This window comes from Salmonirosea aquatica, assembly GCF_009296315.1.
Classification (GTDB): Bacteria; Bacteroidota; Bacteroidia; order Cytophagales; family Spirosomataceae; genus Salmonirosea; species Salmonirosea aquatica.
Map to the genome: position 1 here is coordinate 1 of NZ_WHLY01000002.1, position 23,022 is coordinate 23,022.

Genomic DNA, 23,022 nt, shown 5'->3' on the forward strand with positions numbered 1-23,022 from the left:
ACGGTCAATAGTCCACTGTACCCCAATCCCTACGCGCTGAATCCTGCCGTAATTGTTGACAGTGATCCGGGACTCACCAGCGACCCCGCGCCGATTGTCACCACCACGCCCACCGGCCAAACCCTGACGCAAACCGAAACGGAACGCAACTCCAAAGTTTTCGCGTATAGTGGGCTTATCTCCTACGTTGGGCCGAAGTGGCCAGGATTGGGAAACCCTACGCGCCATCCTGAGCCGGGAATATACCCGCCTGATTGATAGCCCTACGGTAAGCGTTGAGGACATAAATTATATAAAAGCCGTCACGCAAAATCTGGATGCCTACGCCAAAGGGTACCCCCTGGCCTTGCTAGTCGGTGAGTTGGTTGACGCCCTCATACGCGGGTACGAGCCTACCCAGGCTTTACAATTCGCAAAAAAACGCCGTCGACGGAAACCAGTACATAACACACCCGGCGACCCCGCGCCATCAGGGAACCGACGCCACGCCCACCGGGCACCCCAAGCACCAAAGTAGAGTACGGCAAAATAGCCGCTACCGTGATCATAGGATTTTTATTCAAGCAAGCCGTCGAATCCTTATGAGCAAGAAACGTAAAGGCATAAGCAATCAAGATTTGATGATAGCCGGGGCCGTGGGAGCCGGGGCGTACGTCCTGAGCAAAGCCCGCGCCGCCAGTAACCTGGACGTTACGCCCGGACTACCCAAGCAACTACGGGTAAGTTTGGGCCAGGGCCAACTAACGTTTTGTTGCCCCTCAATTTGGAACCGCACGGCGACGAATATTAATATTATCGAACTACCGTAAGCATCAACACCGCCACCGTAGGCCGGGCGTATCGGTACGAAAAATTCAGGATCAACCCAGCGGACAAACCCAGGCCGACGCTATTGTAAATATTCAGTTGCTCGACCTAATCAGCATCATTCCCGAAATCCGGGATTTAGTGCAGGGTAAAACGATACAATTCAACTTCAACGGATTTGTAAAAGCCGAGTTGCTAAACTTCCCGGTTCAATTCTCCCAAAGTATCAAAATCCCTAGAATCATATAAATATGCCGTATTCAGTCTATGGGGTTGACCCTATCCTAATCAGTCAGGCCGCGCAGCAAGCCCAGGCCGGCACCACTCCCAAAAGCGGGAACGTAATCACCACGATTAGCAGCGCTATAAGTGGCATTGCTGTACCCCTACTGACCGCCTTGTTTCCGGGCGGTATCAAAGGCAACGGCAGTATTACCCTTCGTACGGTTCCGTTCCGTACGACCCTAACCAATACCGCAGCAACAGCAGCAGCGGCCTACTGGATAATATACCGTTGTTGGCCCTGGCTGCCGTGGCTGCCTACTTCCTATTTTTTCGGAAGAAAAAACGAAAGCGTAACTAAATAATTTTCAAACCAATAACCCCCAATTTTTCACTTTTCACTATTTCAAAATCTATTAGCTATGGCCGAAATTAAAATTTTAACCAACGTCGGTACCATCACCGGAAACAACGGAGTAGGCAACGTCTACGCCGCCAGTGAAAGCACCGAAACCAGCAAGCCCAAAATTCTGCTTTTGCCTGAACTGGTAGGCAGTGATGTAAAGTACCGGTACCTAACGCGCGACATGCGCAACTGGCTCAACAGCGGTAACGCTTCTATCTCAACGGATTTGAACCTGGAACTTTTCAGCAACAAAACCACTGGGATTTTGTCGACGCTGACGGCTTCATCGTAGAGGATGCCATTGTAGACGAAACCGGAATCGAGCATTTTCAGCGTCAAAACCTGTACTCGATCAAAGGAGTAGGAGCCACGAACGCCGAAATTGCCGCCATCCGGGTAAGCGTAAGCGGAGCATCCGAAACAGGCGGAAGCGCTACGACGACCACAACGACCGGCACCGGCACCGCCGCCACCAAAGGCATTATGGACTACTTTAATGAGTTCATTTCCGACCCGTTCAGTTTCATTACCAATAACCCGCTGATTGCCGCCATGATTGGTTTGGTGTTTGGTATTTCTTCTTCCGTAAGAAAACGAAGGCGCGCCGCCGCCGCTAGGTAATAACCCCCGACGCCCGGAAGCGTAAGCGCCGCCCCTACTAGGCCAGTTTCCAACCGTGAACGCCCTGGCTATTCCGTAGCCAGGGCAATCACACCAACCCCCAACGAATCACTTTTTTTTAACTCTTAAATTCCAAAATTATGCGCAAGCCAAAAATGGGCAAATTGCCGAAAAAACCTAAGCTGACGGCCAGCCCCGAGCAAAAGAAAAAGTACCTCTCAAAGGTTGCGTCCATCAAAAAGGACTATAACAAGAAAATGAGCGAGTACAAAAATCTATGGCCCTGAGTGCCAAGATTGCCAAAGTATAGCCGCCCGCTACCATCCATCCAGAGCAAGCCCGCCAAACCGGGCTTGCTTTTCCTAAATCACTTTACCCCTACTACGCAACATGGATACGACACAGCAAGCAAGCGACTTTTTGAAACAGGAAAACATGGCTTTCTGGCAACTATGGAAAGGTACCAGTAAGGTAAGCGAGTGCGAAAAAGACAACAACCCCACCGCCGACCCAGCCACGCCCAGGAGCATTTTAAAAACGTCCTGGAACTACTGCCGCCCAACAGCTACCGCCTATCGGTATACCGCAACGCCAGCGGCCAGCGGAGCGCAACAACTTTGAATTTACCAAAGCCGGAGCCGCGCCCAGCAAGCCGGGGGGCTTTCAAGTGTAAGCAGTTTGCGCGAACAAATGCGCGCCGAACTCATGCAAGATTCCGTATGAAAGAAATGGAAGATAAAATCAAAAAGCTGGAAGAAAATCAAAACAAGCTTTTTGAAATCCTGGAAGATTTGACGGACGGCGACGGCAACAATGATTTTGCCCAAAGTCTGATTAAGGAATTTGCATTGGGAGCCATCAAGAATAAAACCGCCGCGCCGGTTGTGATCAATCAGATTCCCCGCGCCAGTGGCGGATTTAACAACCTCTAAACACCTACGTACTTTTTAAAACGCTTACACAACGGAACCAATGGAAAAGGACTTACTACAACTTTTGAAAGATTTTGGCCGCGCCTACGATGAAGTACTAGGTACCGAGGACACCATAAAACTAATTGAAGCCCTGACCGAATTTGTAACAAACAACCCGGATGCAGTGCTACAACTGCAAACCGAAATCCACGACAATAACGCATTTTTTGCCCGCCTGTTGACCAGGGAAGGCGTTGACGAAGCCCCGCGCCGCATTGCCCTATTTCCAAGTTTAACACGGTCAAAAACCCGATGCAGCTATTCAAGCAAAAAGCCAGTCTATGAAGAATTTAACCGCCGCCGCGCCCTGGCCAGCCAAGTAGACAAAAAGACCGTCGCCAACGTCGGTAAAGTCTTGGTTGCTATGCCCTCTATCTATTATTGCGATCCAGCGCCCGCAAGCGTTTGGCCCAAAATGAATATGATAAAGTCGTAGCGGGCAACGGGGGAGCGGTCAACCCCGCCAATATAGCGCTGCAATTCCGGCAAGCGCTCAGACCGTGGGGATTCTCATTTTTAGGCATCGACGGCGGCACCGATGAAGATACGCTTTACTATCTGGCCGGGGTTTGCCGGGGCAACGTCTGGTCTGAGGTTACAGCCAGTTATCGGACACTTTACAAAAGCGAACTCATACAGGACATAAGCGACGACGCCAACCCGAAGTTTTCGCCAAGTTTGTAGCCATCCTGCAAGGCAATGCCGCCCCTACCACGCCCACCGGGGGAGGTGCCACCACCGGCAAAGGCTACACCGCCGAAACCATCCGACGTACTCCGCTCTTATCCGCCAGCGATAGCAGCCAAACCGTTACGACGTTGCCGCTGGGTACCAAAACTGAATTTAAGTACTACACCATAGCCAAAAGCGGGGGCGTAGAAATCAGTACGTTCTGGTCACTTATCGGAACTGGATCGGGTACCCACGGACGGATATATTAAGCGGGCCGACGTCCGCGTATACGCAAACTAAAATACTATGGGAACGACCTCACAAAGCGGAATTGATTTTATAGCCCTGGAAGAAACGCGCCGTTGTTTTCCAAGCCTGACAGCTTTTTAACCCTGCCTATAAGGACACCAACGGCCCCGCCATCGGGTACGGTTGCACCTTCTACGAGGACGGTAGTAAAATCCAGTACGGCCAGCAGATCACAAAAAAAGGGCTGATCAACTCTTATTGTACCACGTACGACTAAAGAGGGTACCTAAATAGCTACCTGAACGGGAAAAATATCCGCCTGACGGTTCCCCAATTTGACGCCGTGGTTCGTTCGTGTACAACGCCGGGCCGGGCAACTTTTTGAAGTCGCAGCTATGGCAGCAAATACAGGTAAATCCCAACGACCTGAACGCCATCGAAGCCGCCTTTAATCCTGGCCCTACAACGCCAACCGCCGATTGAAGGAAGCCCAGGCGTACGGCCAGCCGGTTTTTAGGAGTGAGGTAACAACCAACATTGCCGGAATCGGGGCGATCCTGTTAGCCCTGGCGGGCGGCTACCTCATAAACGAAAGCCGTCAATGATATGCCCGATAAAGTCACAGCCTTTGAACGGCTTTTAGATTTTGCCATAGGCGGGGGCGCGCTGGAAGGTATCCGGTATATATTTTCCAAAAAAAAGAACGATGCCGAAACGGACAACATCGTGTCTGATAACTGGAAAAAGTACGCGGAACATTTGGAAGGGCGGTTTAATCTGCTTATGGAGCAACACGAAATTTTGACGAAAAAGTACAACGAACTCGAACGCAAGTATCAAGAGCTAAACTTAGAAGTCCATGGCAAAAGTAATTCTAACCGCAGGCCACGCCGTAGTTAACGGCATAGGTACCGGGGCCAAAGTGCCAGGGTTTGACGAAGCCATCGAAGCCGTAATACTTCGTAATGCCATCGCTACGCGGTTGATTGAACGGGGCGTCAACGTGTACGTCGACCAGAACGAACACCAACGCCGAAACGTGGAGCAAAATCAAGGAAATCGCTCACTTTGAAGATGTTCTTTTGGATTTGCATTTTAACGCCGCCAGCCCCCAGGCCACCGGCACCGAGGTATTTTATAAAACCTCACGCTTTTTGCAGCCCCAACCGACCGCCGCCAAACTGAGCGCCAGCGTTGCCGATGCCCTACGGATAAAAGACAGGGGAGCCAAGAACGAAAGCCAGAGCCAACACAACCGTTTAGGCGTGTTGCATCTGAACCCGGAACGTAGCTTTTTGCTGGAAACGTGCTTTATCACGAACCCCGGCGACGTCCGAGAATACCGGTACTATTTTTCCGATGTAGTGCATAATGTTACTGAATTTCTGGCCGAAGAAAGCACCCGCAAAGCATGAAATGGAATGTAAAGGGTACTTCGTGGAGCGTGTTGCTATTGGGTAGTATCATCCTGTTTGGAGCCGGATACTTTGCCGCCGATACCAGGAGCGCCGCGCCACGCCGTCCAGGAATTGACCGCCGAGCGCGCCGCCCATATTGATAAAATCAGATCCATCGATCAACAGCTAATAACTGAATATGCGAAACTTGATAGCTGTATAGTAGCCGCCCTGCTGACCCTGACAGCGCCGCCCGCGCACTCTTGGAACGCTACCGCGCAGCCGGATACCTTGACACCTACGGAAGTCCGCCAGTTGACCAGCCTAACGCCGCAGATCATCAAAGAACTGAAAATATGCGACGAAGCCCGCCAGATTAACGGCTTGTTGAATGCCAAAATTCAAACCCTGATTGCGGAAACCAGCCGCCAGGAAACCGAAATAAACGACGCCCAGCAGGGACTAAAAGAGGAAACCGCCCGCCGTTCTGTCATGGAACGGCGGGCCAAACGCCGGGGAAACGTCGTACTAGTCGAAACCTTAGTAATAGCCGCCGCCATCGTAACCAAAATTTTTCTATGAATAACCTCACGACCCAAGTAAACCTAATCGGAGTAGCCGCCGCCTACTTTACGTGGAAATACGGCAAAGCGGCCAAATGGAAGTACCCCGCGTGGGTGCGCCATCGCGTATTTGTTAATGACCAAACTCGTAAAATAATGGGTACCAGTCAGAAGCGTTTGCAGTCGGTTTTGAAAGATATGCCCTATGAGAGCATTCAGGACTTTATAGCCATCCTGCAACCTACGTTTAGCCTGGAATCTTTTAAACGGTTTGGCGACCCCAACAACCTAACGCCCGGATTGCGCCGGTTTTGGATCAAGAAAACGGCCAAAGGCATTGACCTAGCCGCCGCCGAGTTAAAGGAGTTTTCCGGAAGCAACCGCGACGAAGACACCTTAATACAGGACATTCTAGAATTTGCCCAGCAGTACGACACGAACGCCAAGCTACAAGCCTACGTACGCCGCCGCGTGAAGGAAGGCCAGAGCGCCCGCAGTACCTACGAGCGCCAGAAAATAAAGGACGTCGACACCTTCGTGAAAAACGGATTGCGTACCCTACGCGCCGACACCTTTAAAAAGGAACTGGCCGAAGTAGCCGCCAACCCGCGTTTTTACTTTGGGCCGTTGCTCGAAATTCCGGAATCGGAAGGTAGTTTTTGGGCATTGACCGACGACCAGCAAACCAAGTTTGCTACCCAAGCCCTACAACTATTGAAGGGTAAGAAGCTGAAAGGCAAGAAAGGCCGCGCCCAAAACGCGCCGATTAAATTGGACGCCGCCTTTAAAATGGAACGTTTGGCCCGCGTCGCTCAGTACCGCGCCCAACAGGCCAGCGGGATCGTAGAACTTGCAAAGAAATGCAGGCGCAGTTTGCGCAATCCCAAGAGCGCCGCCAGGGATGCCAAGCGAACGAGTAAAAAGGTATTCCCCGCGACCGAAGCCGGTTTACTGGCGTGGGCTGCCAACCCTGGCAAGGGGATATTTTAGGCGTCGACGGATAACAACCAAGTACCAATACCAATCTATTAGCCATGAAAGAATTTATTTTGATTGCCTTCGCTCACTTCGTTTTATTCCAAATCATTTTTGGAATCGTCTTGCTGGATGCTGTGCTAGGTATCACGCGCGCCCTGATCAAACGGGAGTTCAAGTACGGGTACCTGACCCAATACCTATACAAGCTTTTAGCCTATACCGCTGTACTCATTGCCGGGAATCTGGTAGAATATGCCAGCCAGCTAACCGGGCATACGATGGAGTTAATCGGAATCATACCGGTATTTGTCACGATTGCGACGGCGGAACTTGGCAGCCTGAAAAAGAAATTCCAATCTGTAACCCCCGCGCCCGATGAAGCCTAACACTATTTTGATAGCCGTGTTCGTCTTTCTGGTTTTGCGATCCAGGCGAACCGCCACCCTGACCGGCACCGGCTACCCCACCGCCGCCGACTTTGACGCCCTTAATAAGTTGGTCGTTCATCAAGCCGCCGTAATCAAAGATTTACAGGAAGATTCGGCCACTCTGATTGAACGCCTCAATCAATCACCTTTTGCTATATGAAACGCCTTGTAATACTCGCCCTACTCTTTGGCAGCCTGACCGCCCAGGCGCAAATTTCCGCGCCCGCCGTAAAGGATACCATTACCAAAATACTACCCGACAGCCGCCCGCGCGTCGTAACGCCCGCTAGTATCCGGCAGGCTATATTTCAGGTAGTGGATTTTGCCGACACACTGACCGGGGTACCAGGGCCACAAGGCCCGCAGGGGGTAGCCGGGCCGCAGGGGGCAACCGGGGCGCAAGGTATTCAGGGGCCGCAAGGGCCGCAGGGAATACAGGGGCCGCAGGGCGTACAAGGGCCGACCGGCCCCGCGCCCGACGTTTCCAACTATGCGACCCTCGCCGGAACGCAGACATTTACGGGGGTCAAGACTTTTACGCAGGATATCTACATTAATTCGCTACGTGTTGGTTTGGGGGGGGGAATCTTAATGGCAATACTGTATTGGGTTATTTAGCTGGTAACGCCAACACGACCGGAAACACTAACACCTTTATAGGGTATCATGCTGGGCTATCGAACACCACCGGAAATAGTAATATAGTACTAGGCTATCAGGCTGGGCTATCGAGCACCACCGGAAGCAATAATGTGTTTCTAGGCGTACACGCGGGCTATTTTGTCACAACCGGAGGCAACAATCTTTTTTTAGGAAGACAAGCGGGAAGGTATATAGCCGACGGGACTACCGTACTGAGCAATCCAGCCAATTCCCTTTTTTTAGGCTACAATACCAAAGCGCTCGCAGATGGACAAACCAACCAAATTGTAATTGGTCACGATGCCACCGGGCTAGGTAACAATACGACCGTACTGGGTAATTCTTCTACCACCTTTACCCGGCTTTTTGGAAACGTTGGTATAGGCACTTCCACTAATGCCGGGTATGGATTGGATGTGAACGGTACGGGGCGGTTTACCGGTTTAACGACATTTCAGGCCGGAACCGAACACACCACAGCCGGAGCGGGAATAATACTCAAAACGCCGGACGGTACCAAGCGCTACAAAATCACCATCGACAACTCTGGCAATCTAATTACCACTTTACAGTAATTTCCATGAAAAAGCTATTTTCAATTCTACTGCTATTCCTTTCCCTGGCCGCGACCGGGCAAGATGTTACCATTCCTTTGGAGGAATTTACCTTGGAAATCCCCAGGGTGAACGCACTAGTCGTGCGACCCATCGGAGCGCCTTATCTGGCTCCCAATCCGGCGGATACCGTGCAAAAAATAATGGTTCAAAATGTCTACTACGAATTGCGTTCAGCGGTACTTACCAGAGCCGCCGAAGAGGGCAACAAGACCCTACCAAACTCAAAGTACCAGCTCGTAAATAAGTACATTGATAGAAGTGTAACCCCTTCGGATACCGCCGAAATAAACGCTTTTTTTAGGTACGTTAATTGGCCTTTAAAGGTGAAACTACCTAGCCAGGAATGACACGCTTTCCCAGGATCGTAGTTCAAAAGGTGTACGGCGAAAAATCGGATTGGTGGGCACTCAGCGACCCCGCCGTAATCCCACACCCGCAAGGGGAATACACGATTCCGAAAGGCTACCGAACCGATTTTATTAGTGCGCCCTGGCTCTTGTACCCGATCATTCACCCGCACGGAGCCGGATCAAACGAAGCCATACCACACGACTACGAACACGAAAACGGCCTGTTTCGGGATCAATTAGGCGACCGCCACGCCCGGCATTTATCCAACTTCATGTTAGCCGTGAGAATGGTTCAGGGAAAGGCCCCGATTTGGAAAGTATTCGCCATGCTGATTTATACAACGCTGTTCAGTTCAATTACCTGGAATCGTAATAACCGTAAAAAATGAAAACGAACGACCTTTTTCTTTTTGGGCTGGCCCTGGCCGTCGTGTACTTGATGTACAAACAGATGCCAACCGGAGCCGGACCCACCCAAGCCCAATTTGATGCCTTACAAGCCCAGGTAAACGGCTACACCACGCGAATCACTACGCTGGAAACTTCCGTTTCTGGAATCACTACCCAACTAAAAAACCAAGACGCTGCCTAATGAAAAAGCTCTTATTTCTCCTTTTATTTCCCTTCCTGGCATTGGGCCAAATGGTACCCGCTGATAGCACGGTACGCGCATTGATTCAATCCAAGATACCCACGCGGGGAGCCAGGACAACCGGGTACAGTGCCGCCGACGTGCGTACGGCAATGGATGGAATCATAGATTATGTCAACAAAAAGAACCCTATTGTTACGCCGGAAATGTTCGGGGCATTGGGCAACGGCACGACGGACGACACCCAGGCATGGCAAAAACTACTCAACTGGGTTGCGCTATCCTCGAAAGGGGCGGAAATTTACGCGCCTGGAAAGTACTTCATTACGTCCTCGCTAATACAGGTCAACGCTACCGTACGCGGGGCGGGGCTTCGTATCCGGGGAGCGGGCCGCGAAAAGTCGGGATTTATTACCCACAATCTGAACGGGCCTTTGTTCCTGCTGGATGGGAATAACGATAACATCCCCAACAACACCACGTACTACAATACCTATCGAACCGAGTTGTCGGATTTTTTTATTAAAAGTCAGCAAATACCGTAACCGGTACGGTAACGGGGATTCTCCTAAGCAGTCAGAAAGATTTTTACATTCATGATCTTTATATGCCCGCTCTCAGTGGCGACGGGATCAAAATAACCGCCGTTGGGTTCTCCGACTTTGGGGAGTCCTCAAACGGGTTAATCGAACGGTGTTGGATAGACGGCCTGAATGGGAAGGGGATCAATATAGTAGGGGACGTTTCCTCTGAATTTGTCGCGTCACATATCATCATACGCCACAATTCTATTTTTTACTGCAATACGGGAATTTACTCTGAACTCTCCGAACAAGTAGAAATAGACAATAACCAAATCATTGGAAACACGAACTACGGTATTGTAATCGGGTACGATGGCCGGGGCGTTTCCCGGCTCATTACCATTACACACAATGAGTTAGGGAATAACAATCTACTGGGTTCTATTTGGATTCAGGCGGTTGTAACGGGTGTTGTAGAAGGGAATCGGTTTGTTAACAACCTTACGGAAACGTTTGGCAATCAGCTTACGACAGGCAAAGCGGACGGGAGCGGCCCGGTACGAAACCTTACCATACAGCGGAATTACATCGTACAAGCCAATCCCAACTTAGCCGGACATTATCAGTTTTTTATTCATCCCGGATACAGTAATAATATTTCGATCCTGGACAACTACAAAATAGTACTTGCAAGCGGGGGGCTTTACAATGATATTTCACGGATCAACATTTTACGCGAAATCGACGAAGAAAGCGGATTGATTGTAAATGAGAAACGCGGAGCCAGTGAAACCGTTATTCTTCCCAATCCGACAAACCTTGTTCCGAAGGTGTGGAAATCGTACCGCGCAACGTTTACAGCCAGTACCGATCTTGTTATTTCTCCGCCTACCGAAGTCCCCCAGGAGAAAGACGAATTTTACGTTGCGCTTTTCAATAACAGCGCTTCACCGATTACCGTCAACATTACCACCGGGAGTGGCTTTATTCTTGGCGATCCTATTGTTTTTTCTTCATCGACACAGTACGAAGGCTTCATACTTATGTACAAGTACTTAGCCGGAAACTGGTACAGAGTCAAATAAAAAACGCCTGAATTATAAATGAAATGGACGCACTCGAAAAATACCTAAGCAGCGCCGCCAACCGGCAGCGCATTTTGTGGATAGTGGGTGCAATCCTGCTTTACTTCTTTATCCGAAAGTATAAAGCCAAAGCCGGTACACTTGGCCCGCCCGTCGTTCAGCTTCCCAATATTCCCGTAAGCGCTGGCGATCGTACTAGCGGGGGGTCGACCGGGATTGGTAGTATTTCGGGCAACTTCACGCCGGTAATCCTTTCTCGAGGTTATGCCTCTCTGGCGAACTTTGAAATTTCCGGCAGTTCTAACAACTGGCGTATTACCGATTTATCCACCCGCAGCCCGGCACCGGGTTATGAATGGTACTACATCGTAGGCGAAAAAGTAGTAAGGCAATCGGGCCGCTTGATTGATGAACCCTGGCAAACCAACCTACCCGGCCACGTTCTGAAGCATTCGATCAAAGTCGGTTTGGTCAGCCTTGAACAGCATGCTTCCACACCGGAGCAACAAAGTAACCCCTACTATGATCCGAACGGAATAGAGTTTTTTGATAAGGGCGACGTAGGCGCTCAGTTCGTTTTTGCATTCGTACCCAATTCAAATTAATATGGCAACCCAAATTAACACCGTCAACCCGGTACCGGATAATTACAACCCTGCAAGCCAGTTGCCGCAATGGATGGAAGTAGGTAGCAATTTTGCGTTACCGAGCGGCCATTTTCACCAAGCAAGCCCAAACCGGGAAGATAGGGGTATTGAACACACCTTCAATAAAGGAGTCACGCACTTTTCCTTATTGGATGCCAACGACGAAGCCGGAGGAGCCGCCGCATTCCGCGCCCGCTTTCCGGGCCGGGCCTATCAGGACGTCCCCCGGATACAGGATATTTTCAACCTTGCCCGCCAGGGGCCGGACAACTGGCAACCCACGACGGGCGGAAATTATAACCTGGCATTCTGGCCGGGCGGGCCTATGACTACCCAGCAAGCACTAAACGCCGCCAATGGGTTAGATTTGAACATAGGTTTGTTTGTGGGGGAATTGTTAGAGGGCGACGCCTATTTACCCGAATTGCACCCAAGTTGGAAAGTATTCATTGATCGGTGTATGGAGCGGCTACCGGATGGGGCATTGTTCGCCGCCAACTACTTCACGCGCTGGCACGGTGGAGTAAATTACAATTTGGGGGAAGCGTCCCGGGCGGCTCATGAAGGAATGCTTACCAGCAATAGCAATACGTGGCCGACCAGCATTTACCACCCAGGTAATAATTACAGTGCAACAAACCTAATCGTAGAAGGAATCTATCTGAACGCACCCGACCAGACCGCCAAGCAAATGCTACAGGCAATTTTTCGAATGCGACTATCAAAGAAATTGGGTAAAGCGGCTGGCCTTTTTGTATTCGACGTAAACGAATGGCTACCCGGCTACGCGCACAATACCTACCTACCCAGCGGAGTATTTGAGCGGAGCAACAAAGCCGCCCACAATCCGCAATTAAGTTTATTATGGCCGTTCCTGGCCCATGAGTACGGGAACGTTTCTATTGAGTGGGGTTTGAAGCGCCGGGCCAAAGTGGACAAAACGAAAATCCTGGACATTTCTTTTTATATGTCCGGGAAGGATCGCTTTTACCCTAGCGGGTCATCCACGCCGACCACGTACCCCAACTACGTGAACGAGGGGAGCAATTACTACGACATTCCCGCCTTCCTGGCCGACTTCCCTAATTTTGGCCTTCGTGCCTGGAATGTTACGGGAGGTCGAACCGTAGGCGGCACCGATTACTATTGTGATTATAGGATCAACGGCGGGAACTGGATCAACAAAACGGCCAATGGCACTGAGGAAGTAAGGCAATACTACGATAAAACCTATGTGGTAAAAGCCCGGATCAAAGGCGGGCAAATGTCCGTATTAGCCTATAATTTTTGGGCCGACAACATACGCCGAACGTTGGAGTTCAGGCACCCGACCAATAGCGGTATAACGTACCAAATGGACGTTTGCGGAATTGGCCCATTCGCGCAACTTATCAACCTGTAAAGTCCACCTTTCCCGCGTGTAGTGAAGTTAAAGTATCGTATCATAAAGCCCCGCCGATTTTCGGCAGGGCTTTTTGTGCTCTTGACATTATAGTTATTTCTGTCTATTTTTCCGGGGTCATAGATAGAACTGACTGTGCCAGCTGTATTCTCCGGAAACCATAGATAAAAATAACTTGGGTACCTGGTTTGCTAGTCAGCTTCGTCTATGCTGGCCATGGTCGGCCGACATAGACATAAATAACTGTAAGGTCCAGAATGAAAAAAGAGAATCAGATTTTTAGAACCTATCCAGGCGGAAAGAACGGGCAAGGGGTATTCCACAATATTATAAATGTAATCCGCCCGCATAGTGTATATATGGAATTGTTCGCCGGAAGTGGCGCCATTTTTCAGTACAAGCGCCCAGCCTTGTACAATCTGATCAACGACATTGACCCCGAAGTTTCTGTAAAGTGGCGCGGGTACCAGATAGACGGATACGGCTATGAAGTACTCCAACAGGACGCCACCGAGTTTTTAAGCCGGTACCCCTTCCAGGAATCGGAGAAATACGTAATTTATCTTGATCCACCGTACCCGCGCGCCAGCCGGAAAAGTAGCCGGGATTTGTACCGCTACGAAATGACCGACGCCCAGCACGTCGAACTATTGCAAACTGTACTCAGCCTTTCCGCCCCCCACATTGATTTTGTCATTTCAACCTATCAAAATCCCATATACAGTTATTACCTGAAAGATTGGGAATTGAAGGAATTCCAGGCCCAAACCCGCAAAGGCCCAGCCACGGAACTTTTGTATATGAACTACGAAAATCATTTAGGGTACCTTCATCAATATGATTTCTTAGGAGAAGATTTCACCGACCGCCAGCGGATCAAAAGGAAGATTCACCGTGAAATAAAGAAGTTGTATAATCTGCCCGCTACCGAGCGGAACGCCATTATTCAGGCGGTTCTAACGTGTAGAACATAGATATATAAATCTATGTCGTCGATCCATTCCGTCGACCATAGATAAAAATGACTTGGGCGGATCCGATATCACATAGATCCATTCATCTATGATCGATCGTAAACTGAATTTTTTGTGATCCTCCGGATTAAAGTGACTCGCCGGCGTTCACGTTACCGGGTGCATTCACGTTTGTGATTGCCCGCGGTACTGCATCCCTGGGATGCTCACATTTGTGATTGACCTGGTAACGCAAGAGCCAGGTCAATCACGTTTTTTTTCTGTGATTGCGCCGGCGTGAATGAGCCGCGCGTTTTCACACTTGACAACTCACATTTTACACCGTACCTTTAAATCAAAAAAAAAGTGTGAGTATGCAGCAGCTAACAACAGAGGGCCCGCCACAGTTGGTACTATCCGTTTATTCTGGAATTGGCCTTTTAGATTCCGGTTTTGAGCAAAACGGATTTTGTGTAGTCCGAGGGCCGGAGAAAATAACGGGCGGAGATATTCGCGCGTTTCGGTCGATGCCCGGCGTCTTTTCGGGGGTTATTGGCGGCTCACCCTGCCAGGATTTCAGCCGCGCCCGGCGTACCCCTCCAACCGGCGAAGGCTTGGAACTTTTAGGGGAATATTGCCGGATCGTTCAGGAGTCGTTACCGAATTGGTTTTTACTTGAAAATGTCCCAGGAGTACCGGATATTGAAATAGTAGGGTACCACGTTCAGCGGTTCGACCTCTCCCCTACTCAATTGGGCCACTCACAAAGCCGGTTAAGGCATTTTCAATTTGGGTCAAAACGTGGCCTAATCCTGAACATTCGCCGCAGCGCGTTCACAGGAAAACGCGAACCCTGCTTAACAGCCAGCGAAGGCACCCAAAAAGGACGGCGTACATTTTCCGAGTTTTGCCGGTTGCAGGGTTTACCGCCCGATTTTGATTTACCCGACTTTCATAAAGCCGCCAAGTACAAAGCCGTTAGTAACGGCGTTCATGCCGCCGTCGCTCAGGAAGTAGGCCGCGCCATTTGGGAAGCGACCACAGCTGCCGACCCCATCACCATATATAATGCAAAGGTATGTTTGTGCGGTTGCGGGCGCATTCTGAGCGGAAAGCAGAAAGCAGCAAACGCGACATGCCGGAAGCGCCTACAAAAAAAGCGTGAAGCCGCAGCGCTTTGTAATACTCGATCAGTCACAGCCGTGACCCGTCGACCGCAAACAATACGAGCTCACTCACAGAAGTGAGTGAGCTCGTATTGTTGACCCTGGCCAATTCACAGTTACCAGCTAGAATTTAACAGCAGGGTATTTACCCGAAGCCCCAGCGATTTTAAATAAACCTCCGTAGTAGATAAATGCTGATGCCTTAGAAGTTGCTGTAAACTGACGATATCCACCCCCGCCAGATAGGCATTTACAACGCCGGTATGTTTCCAGGAATAAAGCGTGTAATCCAGGCCCGCCAGCCCACAGGCAGCCAGCGCCACCCGGTGACGCTCATAGGCCGCATTTTCGGCCAGGACACCCGGCCCGCCCAGCGTTAACCCTTTCCCAAAAACCCTACCCCTACCTTTCCCCGACCGCGGCCAAACATGATCAGTCAACACCACCCGGAACGGTTCGACAATGGCCGCAGGTTGCAGCTTTTTGTTTTTGGATACCAAGCCCGGCACCATCACCGCCCGCTGAGTAAGGTTTATATTTTCAAACCGAAGCGCCGCCAGTTCACGCGGACGGATGAAGGCGAAATACAGGAAGCGCGTAAAAACCCATAAATCGAAATCATTGGCCAATAGCCAAGCTTCGATGATTTCCTGATGTTCCGGCAGGAAAGCAATATTTTTGCCGCTGTCCGTTTCTCCTAATTTCTTCGTCTTTACTTTTCCTTTATCGATCCAGCCGCGCCCATCCATCAAATTGAACAAAATCTTAATTTGATTATTGGTATTGTTCACCGTGCGGGCATTGTTACCGAGTACCGTTTGCATATACTCCGTAAAGCGCGCGCCCAGGTTGTCAGGTACCCGAGCCAGGGGCATAGGCTTAATGTCATAGTACGCAAAGAATCCCCGCAGCTTGTTTACAGCACTTTGATAGGTACCTTTTGTTTTCTTTCGAAAGTTGGCCGCATTCAATTTTAGTATTTCATCCAGCGCCGCCAGGACGTCAGCCGGTACCCGCTCTTTAAAGAAATCCGCTTCTTTTTGATCGGTACCCGCTGCAAAGTGCGCGCCCTCATTCAGCAGCTTATTTAATCGATCCACGACAGGCCCCGCCCAGGCCCGCCGCGCCTTATCGGTTTTGTATTTGGCCGGGCATTGTTTCCGCCCGCGCCGTAGTTCGCCCTTATCTACGTCCCAAGCGTACCACTCAATGTACCAATACTTCGAAACGTCGCCGCCCCGATCTTTCAACGAAGCCAGTACAAAAGGGTAGTTGCCGCCCCTACTCATTCCGTAAAGATTTGGTGAATTTGTGAGTACTGCCGTGAGCAGAAAGAAAAAACCCCCTATGGAGATCATAGAGGGCATATAGTGGAGAATATCGGATTCGAACCGATGACCTCTTGCATGCCATGCAAGCGCTCTAGCCAACTGAGCTAATCCCCCGCTAAAACTCCCATACCGCTCTGGAATGGGAGTGCAAAGATGTGAGTCATAAATCAGATACGCAAATTTAAGGGCTATTTTTTTTAAATTTATATCTCAATTTCGGACAACATCCATGAAACATATTGATAGCCCTATCGTTATATAGAGGTATTCTGCAAATTAGTGAGTTCGCTTCAGATAAGTTTCCGCACGACCCCTGTCGGCACTGCCCGCCTTAGTTCTGCGCTTTTACCCTTCAACGGAGCCGTTATACAAATCTTATCCGTTACTTTTGACGGATTATTATCTACTCCATCCGCTCCATCTCTGCTTCTATTTAATTTAACTAACAAAGAAAACACTCTTACCTTTCGGTAAAATCCAACTGTATGAAACAAAAAGGCAAAGTCCGCTTCGTTAACAAGGACAAAAATCTGTTTTTCCCGACCCTTAAAAAACGAGTGGACGATTATTTTACCGAGAAATGCTTATCAAAACACGCAGATAATCAGATGGTTATAAAGACTGTGGTGCTGCTGAGCGCCTACATTCTACCCTTCCTTTTCATTTTGATGTTCAATCCTCCTTTTATCCTGAGTCTGTTTCTTTGGCTCCTTATGGGATTTGGAATTGGCGGTATTGGCATGAGTATCATGCACGATGCTAATCACGGTGCCTACTCGGCTAGTGAAAGCATCAATAAATGGATGGGCCACACCATCAACCTGGCGGGCGGTGGGGTGCTCAACTGGAAATTGCAGCATAACGTACTACACCATATGTACACCAATGTGGTACCTATGGATGAAGATATCCAAGATCGACTGGTGGTTAGGCTGTCGCCTCATACTCATGTACATGGCTTTCACCGCTTCCAATGGATCTACGCCTTCTTCTTTTATGGCATCCTGACACTTTACTGGGTTGTGGCTAAGGATTTTGTACAGTTTGTGACATTCACTCGATCGGGCGTAAATACGCAGACCCGTCGGGAGAATGCCAACACGCTGATCAGACTGATTCTGATGAAACTAGCTTATTTCGCGGTTTTCTTTTTTATTCCCGTCTACTTCTTTGACATAGCATTTGGGGAACTGTTAGCTGGTTTCCTGTTAATGCATTTCACCGCTGGACTAGTATTGACGGTTATATTCCAATTGGCCCATACCGTGGAAGGTACCGATCACCCTCTGGCCAACGAGAAAGGCATTATTGAAAATGACTGGGCCATCCATCAATTGCAAACTACGGTAAACTTTTCCCGCAGTAATAAATGGTTATCCTGGTATGTAGGTGGATTGAACTTTCAGGTAGAGCACCATTTGTTTCCAAGGATTTGCCATGTACACTATCCTTCCATCGCACCCATTGTGAAGCAAACCGCCGAAGAGTTTGGGCTAGTGTATCTTGAAAATGAATCGTTCAACGACGCATTTCAGTCGCATGTCTCTACGCTCCGGCGTTTTGGTCGCCTACCCGACTGGAACGAAGCTATCGGATAGCCTCACCCTTTTCCGCCACCGAACAATTTGGCAATTCCGAAAATTACAACGCCGATCACGACAAAGACCAGGATCACTCCCGTCCAAACGCCCCCTTTGAAGATATCGCCCACCAATTCACAACTCGTGAGGGTAAAGGCAAGAAGAAAAATAATCAGGTAACTGGCTGAACTGGTAAGGGCTTTCATAGGGATTAGTTTTAAAATGAATAATGCTATGGTATAGTATAAAAACTATTCCAGACTCTCAGAATTGCCTCCGCAGTGTGCGCATCTTAAAAAAAGTTAAACCCCTCTGCCTTTAAAATCAAATGCTTACTACTTGACTTATCTTGCGGTGAATTCACCTGAATCCTACCGCTGCCATGTCATTACTTTCCCTGATATACGTCTTGCGCTACCCGGCTATTCTTTTGCTGAGTAGCGCATTTTTTATTCAATGCTCCAGCAAAAAAGTTTACCATGAGTACATCATCCGGGGCAATCTTGAACATTTGCCCGCCGGCAGTATTGTGCTGGAAACTCCTTTTTCAGAAGAGCGGGAAACACTTGATTCGATTGTGGTTGTCGATGGAAAGTTTGAATTCAGAATACCCGTAGCCAGGTACCCTGAATCCATTCGGGTGGCAATCAGTCACTACGATACTAATCAGGTAAAAAGAAGTATTTTCTTTTTAACCGGAACCAAAGGAAAAGCGGGCTACGGTGGCATAGAATCCAGCAGTGAGTTTATGCTTGAAGATGGGATTGAGCTAAAAGGTACCCTGAAGCTGCATATTGCGGGTGAGTGGAGCAGCTTCCATTCTCAACAAATCATTCAGGTAGGTCGACAGACGCGCGTGATGTACGACGACACGGCAGGTTTTCAGGTAATTAACAATCTGAATACCTTAAAGAATCTGGTAAGACAGCATCCCTATTCCTACTACTACCTGGATGTTCTGAAAAGGCGAGCCCCCAGAGCCGCGAACGCCCAGTTTTACGCACTGTTCAATTTGCTGAATTCCGACGTCCGCGAAAGCTCTTCTGGCCGCCAACTGAAACACTATTTCGATACCCGTGATCGACACAAACTCACCTGGGAGACTTCTCTTCCCGACTCTAACGGGGTAAATCAACCGATTTTGTCAAAGGATGCTGGCCTGACGATGGTCGTTCTCTGGGCATCCTGGTGCGGACCCTGTCGGGCCGAAATTCCCCAACTGAAAAAAATATATAGTGAATATGCTGATCGGGAGGGTCTACATATGGTAACCATCTCATTCGACAATCGTAAAAAAGACTGGGAAAAAGCCCTACGCACCGAGAAGATGCCCTGGAAACAACTCATGATAACCCCGGAAACTCTGACCTATGCCCGTGAAATTTTCGGCTTTGATCAAAGGGTACCGCTGACTTTATTGGTAAATAGTGAGGGGGAGATCGTCCGAAGTTTTAAGGGCTACGGTGAAAAAAGTGCCGAACAGTTTGAGGAATTAATTGTAAAACATACCAGAAAACCGCGGGGTACCTTATAAATAGTTTTCATCATTACTACCGCTCAAATTTAATTTACCGGAATGAGCGCCAGTCGATCGGCCCGTAGCAGCATTTCAAATAATTTCACGGTAGCGGCCGCGTCTCCCGAGGCGCGGTGACGATCCTCGATTTGAATATCCAGGCTCTGGCAAATATTCCCTAAGCTATACGACCGGTAGCCGGGGAAAATCTTCCGGCTCAAGCGCACCGTACAGAGTTGGTCTCGGTTAAAATACTCATCCAACCACTGAAATTCCTTTTTAATAAAATTGTAGTCGAAACTTACATTGTGGGCCACGAACCAAGCATCCTGAGTCAGCCTTCTGACCGGATCGGCGATCTCTTCAAAGGTAGGCGCATCCTGTACCATCTGGTTGTCGATGCCTGTAAGCCGGGTGATGAAGGGTGGAATAAAAGTTTGCGGGTTGATCAGCGAATGGAACGAATCTACTACCCGCTGACCGTCGTGCCGAAAAATGGCGATTTCAGTGATGCGGGTGGGGCCTTTTACCCCACCCGTTGTTTCAATATCGACGATTGCGTACAAGAAAAACGTGAATTATAATAATATACGAAATAGTAGCTTTTTTAAACCAGGAATCAAGACCTTGATTTGTCTTAACCCTTACCGCAAAAATAGAAAAAACCCCGTCAAGCGACGGGGTTTTTATTACAATCCTGCTAGGTACCTATCGACCTTATACATAATTTCCAGATCTCTCAATCCAACTGAAATACAATCGGCAGCGTAAACCGCACCCGAACCGGGCGTCCTGACTGCTTACCCGGCATCCAGTTGGGCATCAGGTTTATGACTCGTAAGGCTTCCTCGTCACAGCCAAAGCCAATGCCTTTGATTGCTTTGGCACGCTCGATTTTTCCATCTGTACCCACCGTAAATTCGACAAACACCTTACCCTGTATACCGGCTTGCGCGGCCGCGCGGGGGTACCTTAGGTTTTTTTGCAGGAATTGGGCGAACGCCTGACTGCCCCCAATGAATTCGGGCTGTTGCTCGGCAGAGAGCAGCGTCTTTTCTTCTTCGGGCTTCGCCTCCACGATACGCCCTAGCCCTTTGTCTGCAACCTCAGCGGGTGGAACGACTAATTCCTCAATCACATCTCCTTCAACCGTTTCCTGACCTGGCTGTGCATTTTCTAGCATTTCGACAGTCGGTGGCTGGTGCTCAATCAAAACCTGCTCGTCGGGTAATACGACGGGCGGCAATGAACGCACGGTTTTTACTGTTGGTGGTGGCGTTTCCAGTACGGGCGGCGGAATCAGGATTTTCTCAGGCTTAATCCTGATTGTTTTGGCCTCTACCATAAAGGCTACGTCTTTCTCATTCGCTTCTGGTTTCAAACGGGCGTATAGTTCAGGGAGTAGAAAAATAAGCAGAAACAAACCTACCCCGATGAATGTAGCGCGTTGCACGTTGCCTCCATAGTCGCGGCGCAAGGCGTAGGCGCCATACGACTTGTTACGATTCTCGAATACGATGTCGTTCAGTGATTCTTCCATGGCTAACAGATGTTTATGTTCAACACTTAATTGCTCTAATACATCCGAATCAATCTCACCGCGCAACGACTCAATCACCCGCTCGAGCGGCTGCCCTTCCCAGAGCCGCTCTTCGGCTTCACAGGCCAAATGATCCAATAGTTCAGGTAACAGTTTTCTGCTCAAACCACTAGCGCTCAGATAGCGGTTAAGTTCGGCAATGCGATGGTCGTCAAGTCGTTTCATAGGTTTAGGATTGTGGGGTTGGGTTAACTGCGCTCGGGAGCGAGGCCGGGAATGGCACCGTCCTGCGGGGATAAAAGCAATTTGATTGCTTCCATAAAACGTTCGAGGTCATTGGTTTTGGTGCGCGCTGTAGCTGTTCCCTGGCTGGTCAGGGTATAGTACTTGCGCATTCGGCCATCCACCGCTTCGGATTCGGTCAGCAACAGGCCTTCCTGTTCAAGTTTGTGCAATACCGGGTAGAGTGCCCCGAACGTCAGCGTTATTTCACCAGCAGTGCGCTCCTTTACCTGCTGGGTGATTTCATACCCATACATCCGGCCATTTTCAGACAATAAATTCAATACAATGGTTTTCAAGGTACCCCTTACGTACTCGTTACTCGTGCTGTTTTCCATGCTATTCTGGTTCGGCCACCCACCTAGGTAGGCTTTTGTTTGTGATTAGTGATTGTTGTTTTGTACTTTGCCTTTGTCAATAAAATGACTGAACAAATATATATAAGTTTTTTATATATACAATAACTTTCTGAGAATTAATTTAACCTTCTTCATCCAGGGGTATCGAACGGTTAATGCGTTCATCGAGTGAAATAAACGTTTCGGTTCTCTGGATTCCCTTCACTTTCTGGATTTTATCGTGTAGTACCTCGCGGAGGTGTCCGGTATCGCGGCAGACGATCTTGGCAAAAATGCTGTAAATACCCGTTGTGTAGTGAATGTTGACAACTTCAGGAATTGTTTCCAAGTCTGCTGCCACTTCCTCGTATAGCGAACTTTTGTCCAGATATACTCCCAGGAAGGCACTGATATCCCAGCCTAGTTTGGCGGGATCAATGAGCAGTTGAGAACCTTTGACGATGCCCATCTGCTCCATCTTCTTCATACGGACATGTACCGTCCCACCCGACACGAATACCCTTTTGCCGATCTCGGTGTAGGGTAATCCGGCGTTTTGCATCAGGAGGGAAAGAATCTTTAAATCGGTATTGTCAATTTCTGAATTTTTGTTCATTTTTCGGCTAAATATTTTGAATCACCTAATCAAAGGAGCTATTTTTTGAATTTAATCTAAATTTTACCAATTTTTTATGAAAATATTTTAATTATTTAGTCATGTCACTTACCTTTGCAAGGTCAATATAAAGAAACGGTTCCCCATTCTTCATTATTGACGTCGTTTTTTGCTTTATTGTAGGATGATGAAACTGGCAGCCATGCCCTCCTGTCTCGGGGGTGGTGATTCCGGGATAAACACGATATAATGCCGACTTGTCGACTGGGGTTGACCACCAAGTATTTGTATCGCGGCTAACCGCACCGTGGGTGGTTCGACTCCCCCTCCTACAGCTTTTTTCAATTATGAATCGCTAATTGAGGGAATGAGAGAAAATTTAGTGATTTCTGTTCTCTTATTCACTCAATTAAAATTCAAAATTGATCTCCCATTTGGTTTTTAGTTTGTTGATGAAGTGTAATTTGACACGCGGGTTCGCCTTGAAACCTGCGTGTTTTCATTTTGGGCTGTGGGACAGGCTG

The 23,022-nt window shown here is 49.0% G+C and carries 38 protein-coding genes and 1 tRNA gene; 31 read left to right on the top strand and 8 right to left on the bottom strand.

What is annotated here, in order from left to right; all coding sequences use genetic code 11:
* The 5 genes from GBK04_RS30160 to GBK04_RS00895 form a co-directional block, all read left to right on the top strand.
* Positions 1-258, top strand: a 258-nt coding sequence (locus GBK04_RS30160) for a hypothetical protein (protein ID WP_373330592.1), incomplete at its 5' end; no start/stop codon positions are given.
* The gene (locus tag GBK04_RS00880; RefSeq protein WP_152756049.1) at positions 188-517 is read left to right on the top strand and encodes a phosphatase PAP2 family protein; all 330 of its coding nucleotides are present in this window, start codon (positions 188-190) and stop codon (positions 515-517) included. The genes GBK04_RS30160 and GBK04_RS00880, both read left to right, overlap by 71 nt.
* Before the next feature lie 64 nt (positions 518-581).
* On the top strand, positions 582-809 hold the full coding sequence (locus tag GBK04_RS00885; RefSeq protein WP_152756051.1) for a hypothetical protein: 228 nt from the start codon (positions 582-584) through the stop codon (positions 807-809).
* Positions 810-1,058: 249 nt separating this feature from the next.
* Positions 1,059-1,394, top strand: a complete 336-nt coding sequence (locus GBK04_RS00890) for a hypothetical protein (RefSeq protein ID WP_152756053.1) — start codon at positions 1,059-1,061, stop codon at positions 1,392-1,394.
* A 57-nt stretch (positions 1,395-1,451) separates the two neighbouring features.
* Positions 1,452-1,727 (top strand): hypothetical protein, encoded by a 276-nt coding sequence (locus GBK04_RS00895; protein WP_152756055.1) that lies wholly within the window; start codon positions 1,452-1,454, stop codon positions 1,725-1,727.
* 43 nt (positions 1,728-1,770) lie between these two features.
* On the opposite strand, the gene GBK04_RS30165 is transcribed toward GBK04_RS00895, so the two are convergent.
* Positions 1,771-1,917 (bottom strand): hypothetical protein, encoded by a 147-nt coding sequence (locus GBK04_RS30165; RefSeq protein ID WP_373330593.1) that lies wholly within the window; start codon positions 1,915-1,917, stop codon positions 1,771-1,773.
* A gap of 279 nt (positions 1,918-2,196) precedes the next feature.
* Between GBK04_RS30165 and GBK04_RS30170 the strand changes: the two genes are divergently transcribed.
* From GBK04_RS30170 to GBK04_RS01005, 24 genes are all read left to right on the top strand, one after another.
* Complete coding sequence (locus tag GBK04_RS30170) at positions 2,197-2,343, top strand: hypothetical protein (RefSeq protein ID WP_373330594.1); 147 nt, start codon at positions 2,197-2,199, stop codon at positions 2,341-2,343.
* Positions 2,344-2,446: 103 nt separating this feature from the next.
* Positions 2,447-2,677 (top strand): hypothetical protein, encoded by a 231-nt coding sequence (locus tag GBK04_RS00900; protein ID WP_152756057.1) that lies wholly within the window; start codon positions 2,447-2,449, stop codon positions 2,675-2,677.
* Positions 2,678-2,775: 98 nt separating this feature from the next.
* On the top strand, positions 2,776-2,988 hold the full coding sequence (locus GBK04_RS00905) for a hypothetical protein (protein WP_152756059.1): 213 nt from the start codon (positions 2,776-2,778) through the stop codon (positions 2,986-2,988).
* A gap of 40 nt (positions 2,989-3,028) precedes the next feature.
* Positions 3,029-3,466: a hypothetical protein gene (locus tag GBK04_RS00910; protein ID WP_152756061.1), complete on the top strand. Its 438-nt coding sequence runs from the start codon at positions 3,029-3,031 to the stop codon at positions 3,464-3,466.
* Positions 3,436-3,714: a hypothetical protein gene (locus GBK04_RS00915; RefSeq protein WP_152756063.1), complete on the top strand. Its 279-nt coding sequence runs from the start codon at positions 3,436-3,438 to the stop codon at positions 3,712-3,714. Before GBK04_RS00910 ends, GBK04_RS00915 begins: the two co-directional genes overlap by 31 nt.
* A gap of 716 nt (positions 3,715-4,430) precedes the next feature.
* Positions 4,431-4,556 carry a hypothetical protein gene (locus tag GBK04_RS30175; protein ID WP_373330595.1) on the top strand — a complete coding sequence of 42 codons (126 nt, stop codon included), beginning with the start codon at positions 4,431-4,433 and terminating at the stop codon, positions 4,554-4,556.
* 1 nt (position 4,557) lies between these two features.
* Positions 4,558-4,851, top strand: coding sequence for a hypothetical protein (locus GBK04_RS00920; protein ID WP_152756065.1), 294 nt, complete (start codon positions 4,558-4,560; stop codon positions 4,849-4,851).
* Positions 4,811-5,023 (top strand): hypothetical protein, encoded by a 213-nt coding sequence (locus GBK04_RS00925; protein ID WP_152756067.1) that lies wholly within the window; start codon positions 4,811-4,813, stop codon positions 5,021-5,023. Before GBK04_RS00920 ends, GBK04_RS00925 begins: the two co-directional genes overlap by 41 nt.
* Positions 4,938-5,366, top strand: a complete 429-nt coding sequence (locus GBK04_RS00930) for an N-acetylmuramoyl-L-alanine amidase (RefSeq protein WP_152756069.1) — start codon at positions 4,938-4,940, stop codon at positions 5,364-5,366. Before GBK04_RS00925 ends, GBK04_RS00930 begins: the two co-directional genes overlap by 86 nt.
* A gap of 72 nt (positions 5,367-5,438) precedes the next feature.
* Positions 5,439-5,930, top strand: a complete 492-nt coding sequence (locus tag GBK04_RS00935) for a hypothetical protein (RefSeq protein WP_152756071.1) — start codon at positions 5,439-5,441, stop codon at positions 5,928-5,930.
* Positions 5,927-6,901, top strand: a complete 975-nt coding sequence (locus GBK04_RS00940; RefSeq protein WP_152756073.1) for a hypothetical protein — start codon at positions 5,927-5,929, stop codon at positions 6,899-6,901. Before GBK04_RS00935 ends, GBK04_RS00940 begins: the two co-directional genes overlap by 4 nt.
* Before the next feature lie 44 nt (positions 6,902-6,945).
* The gene (locus GBK04_RS00945) at positions 6,946-7,275 is read left to right on the top strand and encodes a hypothetical protein (protein ID WP_152756075.1); all 330 of its coding nucleotides are present in this window, start codon (positions 6,946-6,948) and stop codon (positions 7,273-7,275) included.
* Positions 7,265-7,477, top strand: a complete 213-nt coding sequence (locus GBK04_RS00950) for a hypothetical protein (RefSeq protein WP_152756077.1) — start codon at positions 7,265-7,267, stop codon at positions 7,475-7,477. Before GBK04_RS00945 ends, GBK04_RS00950 begins: the two co-directional genes overlap by 11 nt.
* Positions 7,474-7,935 (top strand): hypothetical protein, encoded by a 462-nt coding sequence (locus GBK04_RS30180; RefSeq protein ID WP_373330596.1) that lies wholly within the window; start codon positions 7,474-7,476, stop codon positions 7,933-7,935. Before GBK04_RS00950 ends, GBK04_RS30180 begins: the two co-directional genes overlap by 4 nt.
* Positions 7,923-8,534, top strand: a complete 612-nt coding sequence (locus GBK04_RS00960; protein WP_152756079.1) for a hypothetical protein — start codon at positions 7,923-7,925, stop codon at positions 8,532-8,534. Before GBK04_RS30180 ends, GBK04_RS00960 begins: the two co-directional genes overlap by 13 nt.
* A 5-nt stretch (positions 8,535-8,539) precedes the next feature.
* Positions 8,540-8,923: a hypothetical protein gene (locus GBK04_RS00965; protein ID WP_152756081.1), complete on the top strand. Its 384-nt coding sequence runs from the start codon at positions 8,540-8,542 to the stop codon at positions 8,921-8,923.
* Positions 8,920-9,315 (top strand): DUF1353 domain-containing protein, encoded by a 396-nt coding sequence (locus tag GBK04_RS00970; RefSeq protein ID WP_152756083.1) that lies wholly within the window; start codon positions 8,920-8,922, stop codon positions 9,313-9,315. The genes GBK04_RS00965 and GBK04_RS00970 overlap by 4 nt, the downstream gene beginning before the upstream one ends.
* Positions 9,312-9,518: a hypothetical protein gene (locus tag GBK04_RS00975; protein WP_152756085.1), complete on the top strand. Its 207-nt coding sequence runs from the start codon at positions 9,312-9,314 to the stop codon at positions 9,516-9,518. The genes GBK04_RS00970 and GBK04_RS00975 overlap by 4 nt, the downstream gene beginning before the upstream one ends.
* Complete coding sequence (locus GBK04_RS00980; RefSeq protein ID WP_152756087.1) at positions 9,518-10,063, top strand: pectate lyase family protein; 546 nt, start codon at positions 9,518-9,520, stop codon at positions 10,061-10,063. The genes GBK04_RS00975 and GBK04_RS00980 overlap by 1 nt, the downstream gene beginning before the upstream one ends.
* Before the next feature lie 62 nt (positions 10,064-10,125).
* Complete coding sequence (locus GBK04_RS00985) at positions 10,126-11,127, top strand: right-handed parallel beta-helix repeat-containing protein (protein WP_152756089.1); 1,002 nt, start codon at positions 10,126-10,128, stop codon at positions 11,125-11,127.
* Positions 11,128-11,150: 23 nt separating this feature from the next.
* The gene (locus tag GBK04_RS00990) at positions 11,151-11,732 is read left to right on the top strand and encodes a hypothetical protein (protein ID WP_152756092.1); all 582 of its coding nucleotides are present in this window, start codon (positions 11,151-11,153) and stop codon (positions 11,730-11,732) included.
* 1 nt (position 11,733) lies between these two features.
* Positions 11,734-13,176, top strand: coding sequence for a hypothetical protein (locus tag GBK04_RS00995; protein WP_152756093.1), 1,443 nt, complete (start codon positions 11,734-11,736; stop codon positions 13,174-13,176).
* Between the two features lie 257 nt (positions 13,177-13,433).
* Entirely contained in the window at positions 13,434-14,150 is a 717-nt protein-coding gene (locus tag GBK04_RS01000; RefSeq protein WP_152756095.1) for a DNA adenine methylase, read from the top strand.
* Positions 14,151-14,503: 353 nt separating this feature from the next.
* Positions 14,504-15,376, top strand: a complete 873-nt coding sequence (locus GBK04_RS01005; protein WP_152756097.1) for a DNA cytosine methyltransferase — start codon at positions 14,504-14,506, stop codon at positions 15,374-15,376.
* 35 nt (positions 15,377-15,411) lie between these two features.
* On the opposite strand, the gene GBK04_RS01010 is transcribed toward GBK04_RS01005, so the two are convergent.
* Together GBK04_RS01010 and GBK04_RS01015 are read right to left on the bottom strand one after the other, a co-directional pair.
* Positions 15,412-16,653: a tyrosine-type recombinase/integrase gene (locus GBK04_RS01010; protein ID WP_373330597.1), complete on the bottom strand. Its 1,242-nt coding sequence runs from the start codon at positions 16,651-16,653 to the stop codon at positions 15,412-15,414.
* 13 nt (positions 16,654-16,666) lie between these two features.
* Positions 16,667-16,740, bottom strand: a tRNA-Ala gene (locus GBK04_RS01015).
* 371 nt (positions 16,741-17,111) lie between these two features.
* Between GBK04_RS01015 and GBK04_RS01020 the strand changes: the two genes are divergently transcribed.
* A complete protein-coding gene (locus GBK04_RS01020; RefSeq protein WP_152756101.1) occupies positions 17,112-18,224 on the top strand; it encodes a fatty acid desaturase family protein in 1,113 nt (370 codons plus the stop codon).
* Between the two features lie 2 nt (positions 18,225-18,226).
* Here GBK04_RS01020 and GBK04_RS01025 read toward each other — a convergent pair whose 3' ends face one another.
* Positions 18,227-18,412 carry a hypothetical protein gene (locus GBK04_RS01025; RefSeq protein WP_152756103.1) on the bottom strand — a complete coding sequence of 62 codons (186 nt, stop codon included), beginning with the start codon at positions 18,410-18,412 and terminating at the stop codon, positions 18,227-18,229.
* Between the two features lie 176 nt (positions 18,413-18,588).
* Between GBK04_RS01025 and GBK04_RS01030 the strand changes: the two genes are divergently transcribed.
* Positions 18,589-19,740, top strand: coding sequence for a thioredoxin-like domain-containing protein (locus GBK04_RS01030; protein WP_152756105.1), 1,152 nt, complete (start codon positions 18,589-18,591; stop codon positions 19,738-19,740).
* 29 nt (positions 19,741-19,769) lie between these two features.
* On the opposite strand, the gene GBK04_RS01035 is transcribed toward GBK04_RS01030, so the two are convergent.
* From GBK04_RS01035 to GBK04_RS01050, 4 genes are all read right to left on the bottom strand, one after another.
* Positions 19,770-20,288: a 3'-5' exonuclease gene (locus tag GBK04_RS01035; protein WP_152756107.1), complete on the bottom strand. Its 519-nt coding sequence runs from the start codon at positions 20,286-20,288 to the stop codon at positions 19,770-19,772.
* Between the two features lie 173 nt (positions 20,289-20,461).
* On the bottom strand, positions 20,462-21,487 hold the full coding sequence (locus GBK04_RS01040) for an energy transducer TonB (protein WP_152756109.1): 1,026 nt from the start codon (positions 21,485-21,487) through the stop codon (positions 20,462-20,464).
* Between the two features lie 23 nt (positions 21,488-21,510).
* A complete protein-coding gene (locus GBK04_RS01045) occupies positions 21,511-21,882 on the bottom strand; it encodes a PadR family transcriptional regulator (protein ID WP_152756111.1) in 372 nt (123 codons plus the stop codon).
* Positions 21,883-22,024: 142 nt separating this feature from the next.
* Positions 22,025-22,498: an Lrp/AsnC ligand binding domain-containing protein gene (locus GBK04_RS01050; RefSeq protein ID WP_152756113.1), complete on the bottom strand. Its 474-nt coding sequence runs from the start codon at positions 22,496-22,498 to the stop codon at positions 22,025-22,027.
* Positions 22,499-23,022 lie beyond the last annotated feature (524 nt).

What these genes read in the sequence shown, in the direction of transcription:
- GBK04_RS01045 (WP_152756111.1), bottom strand. Translation starts at nt 21,882, where the DNA reads ATGGAAAACAGCACGAGTAACGAGTACGTAAGGGGTACCTTGAAAACC.
- GBK04_RS00965 (WP_152756081.1), top strand. Translation starts at nt 8,540, where the DNA reads ATGAAAAAGCTATTTTCAATTCTACTGCTATTCCTTTCCCTGGCCGCG.
- GBK04_RS30165 (WP_373330593.1), bottom strand. Translation starts at nt 1,917, where the DNA reads ATGCCTTTGGTGGCGGCGGTGCCGGTGCCGGTCGTTGTGGTCGTCGTA.
- GBK04_RS00945 (WP_152756075.1), top strand. Translation starts at nt 6,946, where the DNA reads ATGAAAGAATTTATTTTGATTGCCTTCGCTCACTTCGTTTTATTCCAA.
- GBK04_RS01010 (WP_373330597.1), bottom strand. Translation starts at nt 16,653, where the DNA reads ATGATCTCCATAGGGGGTTTTTTCTTTCTGCTCACGGCAGTACTCACA.
- GBK04_RS01020 (WP_152756101.1), top strand. Translation starts at nt 17,112, where the DNA reads ATGAAACAAAAAGGCAAAGTCCGCTTCGTTAACAAGGACAAAAATCTG.
- GBK04_RS00900 (WP_152756057.1), top strand. Translation starts at nt 2,447, where the DNA reads ATGGATACGACACAGCAAGCAAGCGACTTTTTGAAACAGGAAAACATG.
- GBK04_RS00890 (WP_152756053.1), top strand. Translation starts at nt 1,059, where the DNA reads ATGCCGTATTCAGTCTATGGGGTTGACCCTATCCTAATCAGTCAGGCC.
- GBK04_RS00925 (WP_152756067.1), top strand. Translation starts at nt 4,811, where the DNA reads ATGGCAAAAGTAATTCTAACCGCAGGCCACGCCGTAGTTAACGGCATA.
- GBK04_RS00980 (WP_152756087.1), top strand. Translation starts at nt 9,518, where the DNA reads ATGAAAAAGCTCTTATTTCTCCTTTTATTTCCCTTCCTGGCATTGGGC.
- GBK04_RS00910 (WP_152756061.1), top strand. Translation starts at nt 3,029, where the DNA reads ATGGAAAAGGACTTACTACAACTTTTGAAAGATTTTGGCCGCGCCTAC.
- GBK04_RS01050 (WP_152756113.1), bottom strand. Translation starts at nt 22,498, where the DNA reads ATGAACAAAAATTCAGAAATTGACAATACCGATTTAAAGATTCTTTCC.
- GBK04_RS00950 (WP_152756077.1), top strand. Translation starts at nt 7,265, where the DNA reads ATGAAGCCTAACACTATTTTGATAGCCGTGTTCGTCTTTCTGGTTTTG.
- GBK04_RS01040 (WP_152756109.1), bottom strand. Translation starts at nt 21,487, where the DNA reads ATGAAACGACTTGACGACCATCGCATTGCCGAACTTAACCGCTATCTG.
- GBK04_RS00940 (WP_152756073.1), top strand. Translation starts at nt 5,927, where the DNA reads ATGAATAACCTCACGACCCAAGTAAACCTAATCGGAGTAGCCGCCGCC.
- GBK04_RS00995 (WP_152756093.1), top strand. Translation starts at nt 11,734, where the DNA reads ATGGCAACCCAAATTAACACCGTCAACCCGGTACCGGATAATTACAAC.
- GBK04_RS01005 (WP_152756097.1), top strand. Translation starts at nt 14,504, where the DNA reads ATGCAGCAGCTAACAACAGAGGGCCCGCCACAGTTGGTACTATCCGTT.
- GBK04_RS00905 (WP_152756059.1), top strand. Translation starts at nt 2,776, where the DNA reads ATGAAAGAAATGGAAGATAAAATCAAAAAGCTGGAAGAAAATCAAAAC.
- GBK04_RS01000 (WP_152756095.1), top strand. Translation starts at nt 13,434, where the DNA reads ATGAAAAAAGAGAATCAGATTTTTAGAACCTATCCAGGCGGAAAGAAC.
- GBK04_RS00885 (WP_152756051.1), top strand. Translation starts at nt 582, where the DNA reads ATGAGCAAGAAACGTAAAGGCATAAGCAATCAAGATTTGATGATAGCC.
- GBK04_RS00990 (WP_152756092.1), top strand. Translation starts at nt 11,151, where the DNA reads ATGGACGCACTCGAAAAATACCTAAGCAGCGCCGCCAACCGGCAGCGC.
- GBK04_RS00920 (WP_152756065.1), top strand. Translation starts at nt 4,558, where the DNA reads ATGCCCGATAAAGTCACAGCCTTTGAACGGCTTTTAGATTTTGCCATA.
- GBK04_RS30170 (WP_373330594.1), top strand. Translation starts at nt 2,197, where the DNA reads ATGCGCAAGCCAAAAATGGGCAAATTGCCGAAAAAACCTAAGCTGACG.
- GBK04_RS00970 (WP_152756083.1), top strand. Translation starts at nt 8,920, where the DNA reads ATGACACGCTTTCCCAGGATCGTAGTTCAAAAGGTGTACGGCGAAAAA.
- GBK04_RS00975 (WP_152756085.1), top strand. Translation starts at nt 9,312, where the DNA reads ATGAAAACGAACGACCTTTTTCTTTTTGGGCTGGCCCTGGCCGTCGTG.
- GBK04_RS00895 (WP_152756055.1), top strand. Translation starts at nt 1,452, where the DNA reads ATGGCCGAAATTAAAATTTTAACCAACGTCGGTACCATCACCGGAAAC.
- GBK04_RS01025 (WP_152756103.1), bottom strand. Translation starts at nt 18,412, where the DNA reads ATGAAAGCCCTTACCAGTTCAGCCAGTTACCTGATTATTTTTCTTCTT.
- GBK04_RS30180 (WP_373330596.1), top strand. Translation starts at nt 7,474, where the DNA reads ATGAAACGCCTTGTAATACTCGCCCTACTCTTTGGCAGCCTGACCGCC.
- GBK04_RS01030 (WP_152756105.1), top strand. Translation starts at nt 18,589, where the DNA reads ATGTCATTACTTTCCCTGATATACGTCTTGCGCTACCCGGCTATTCTT.
- GBK04_RS00985 (WP_152756089.1), top strand. Translation starts at nt 10,126, where the DNA reads ATGCCCGCTCTCAGTGGCGACGGGATCAAAATAACCGCCGTTGGGTTC.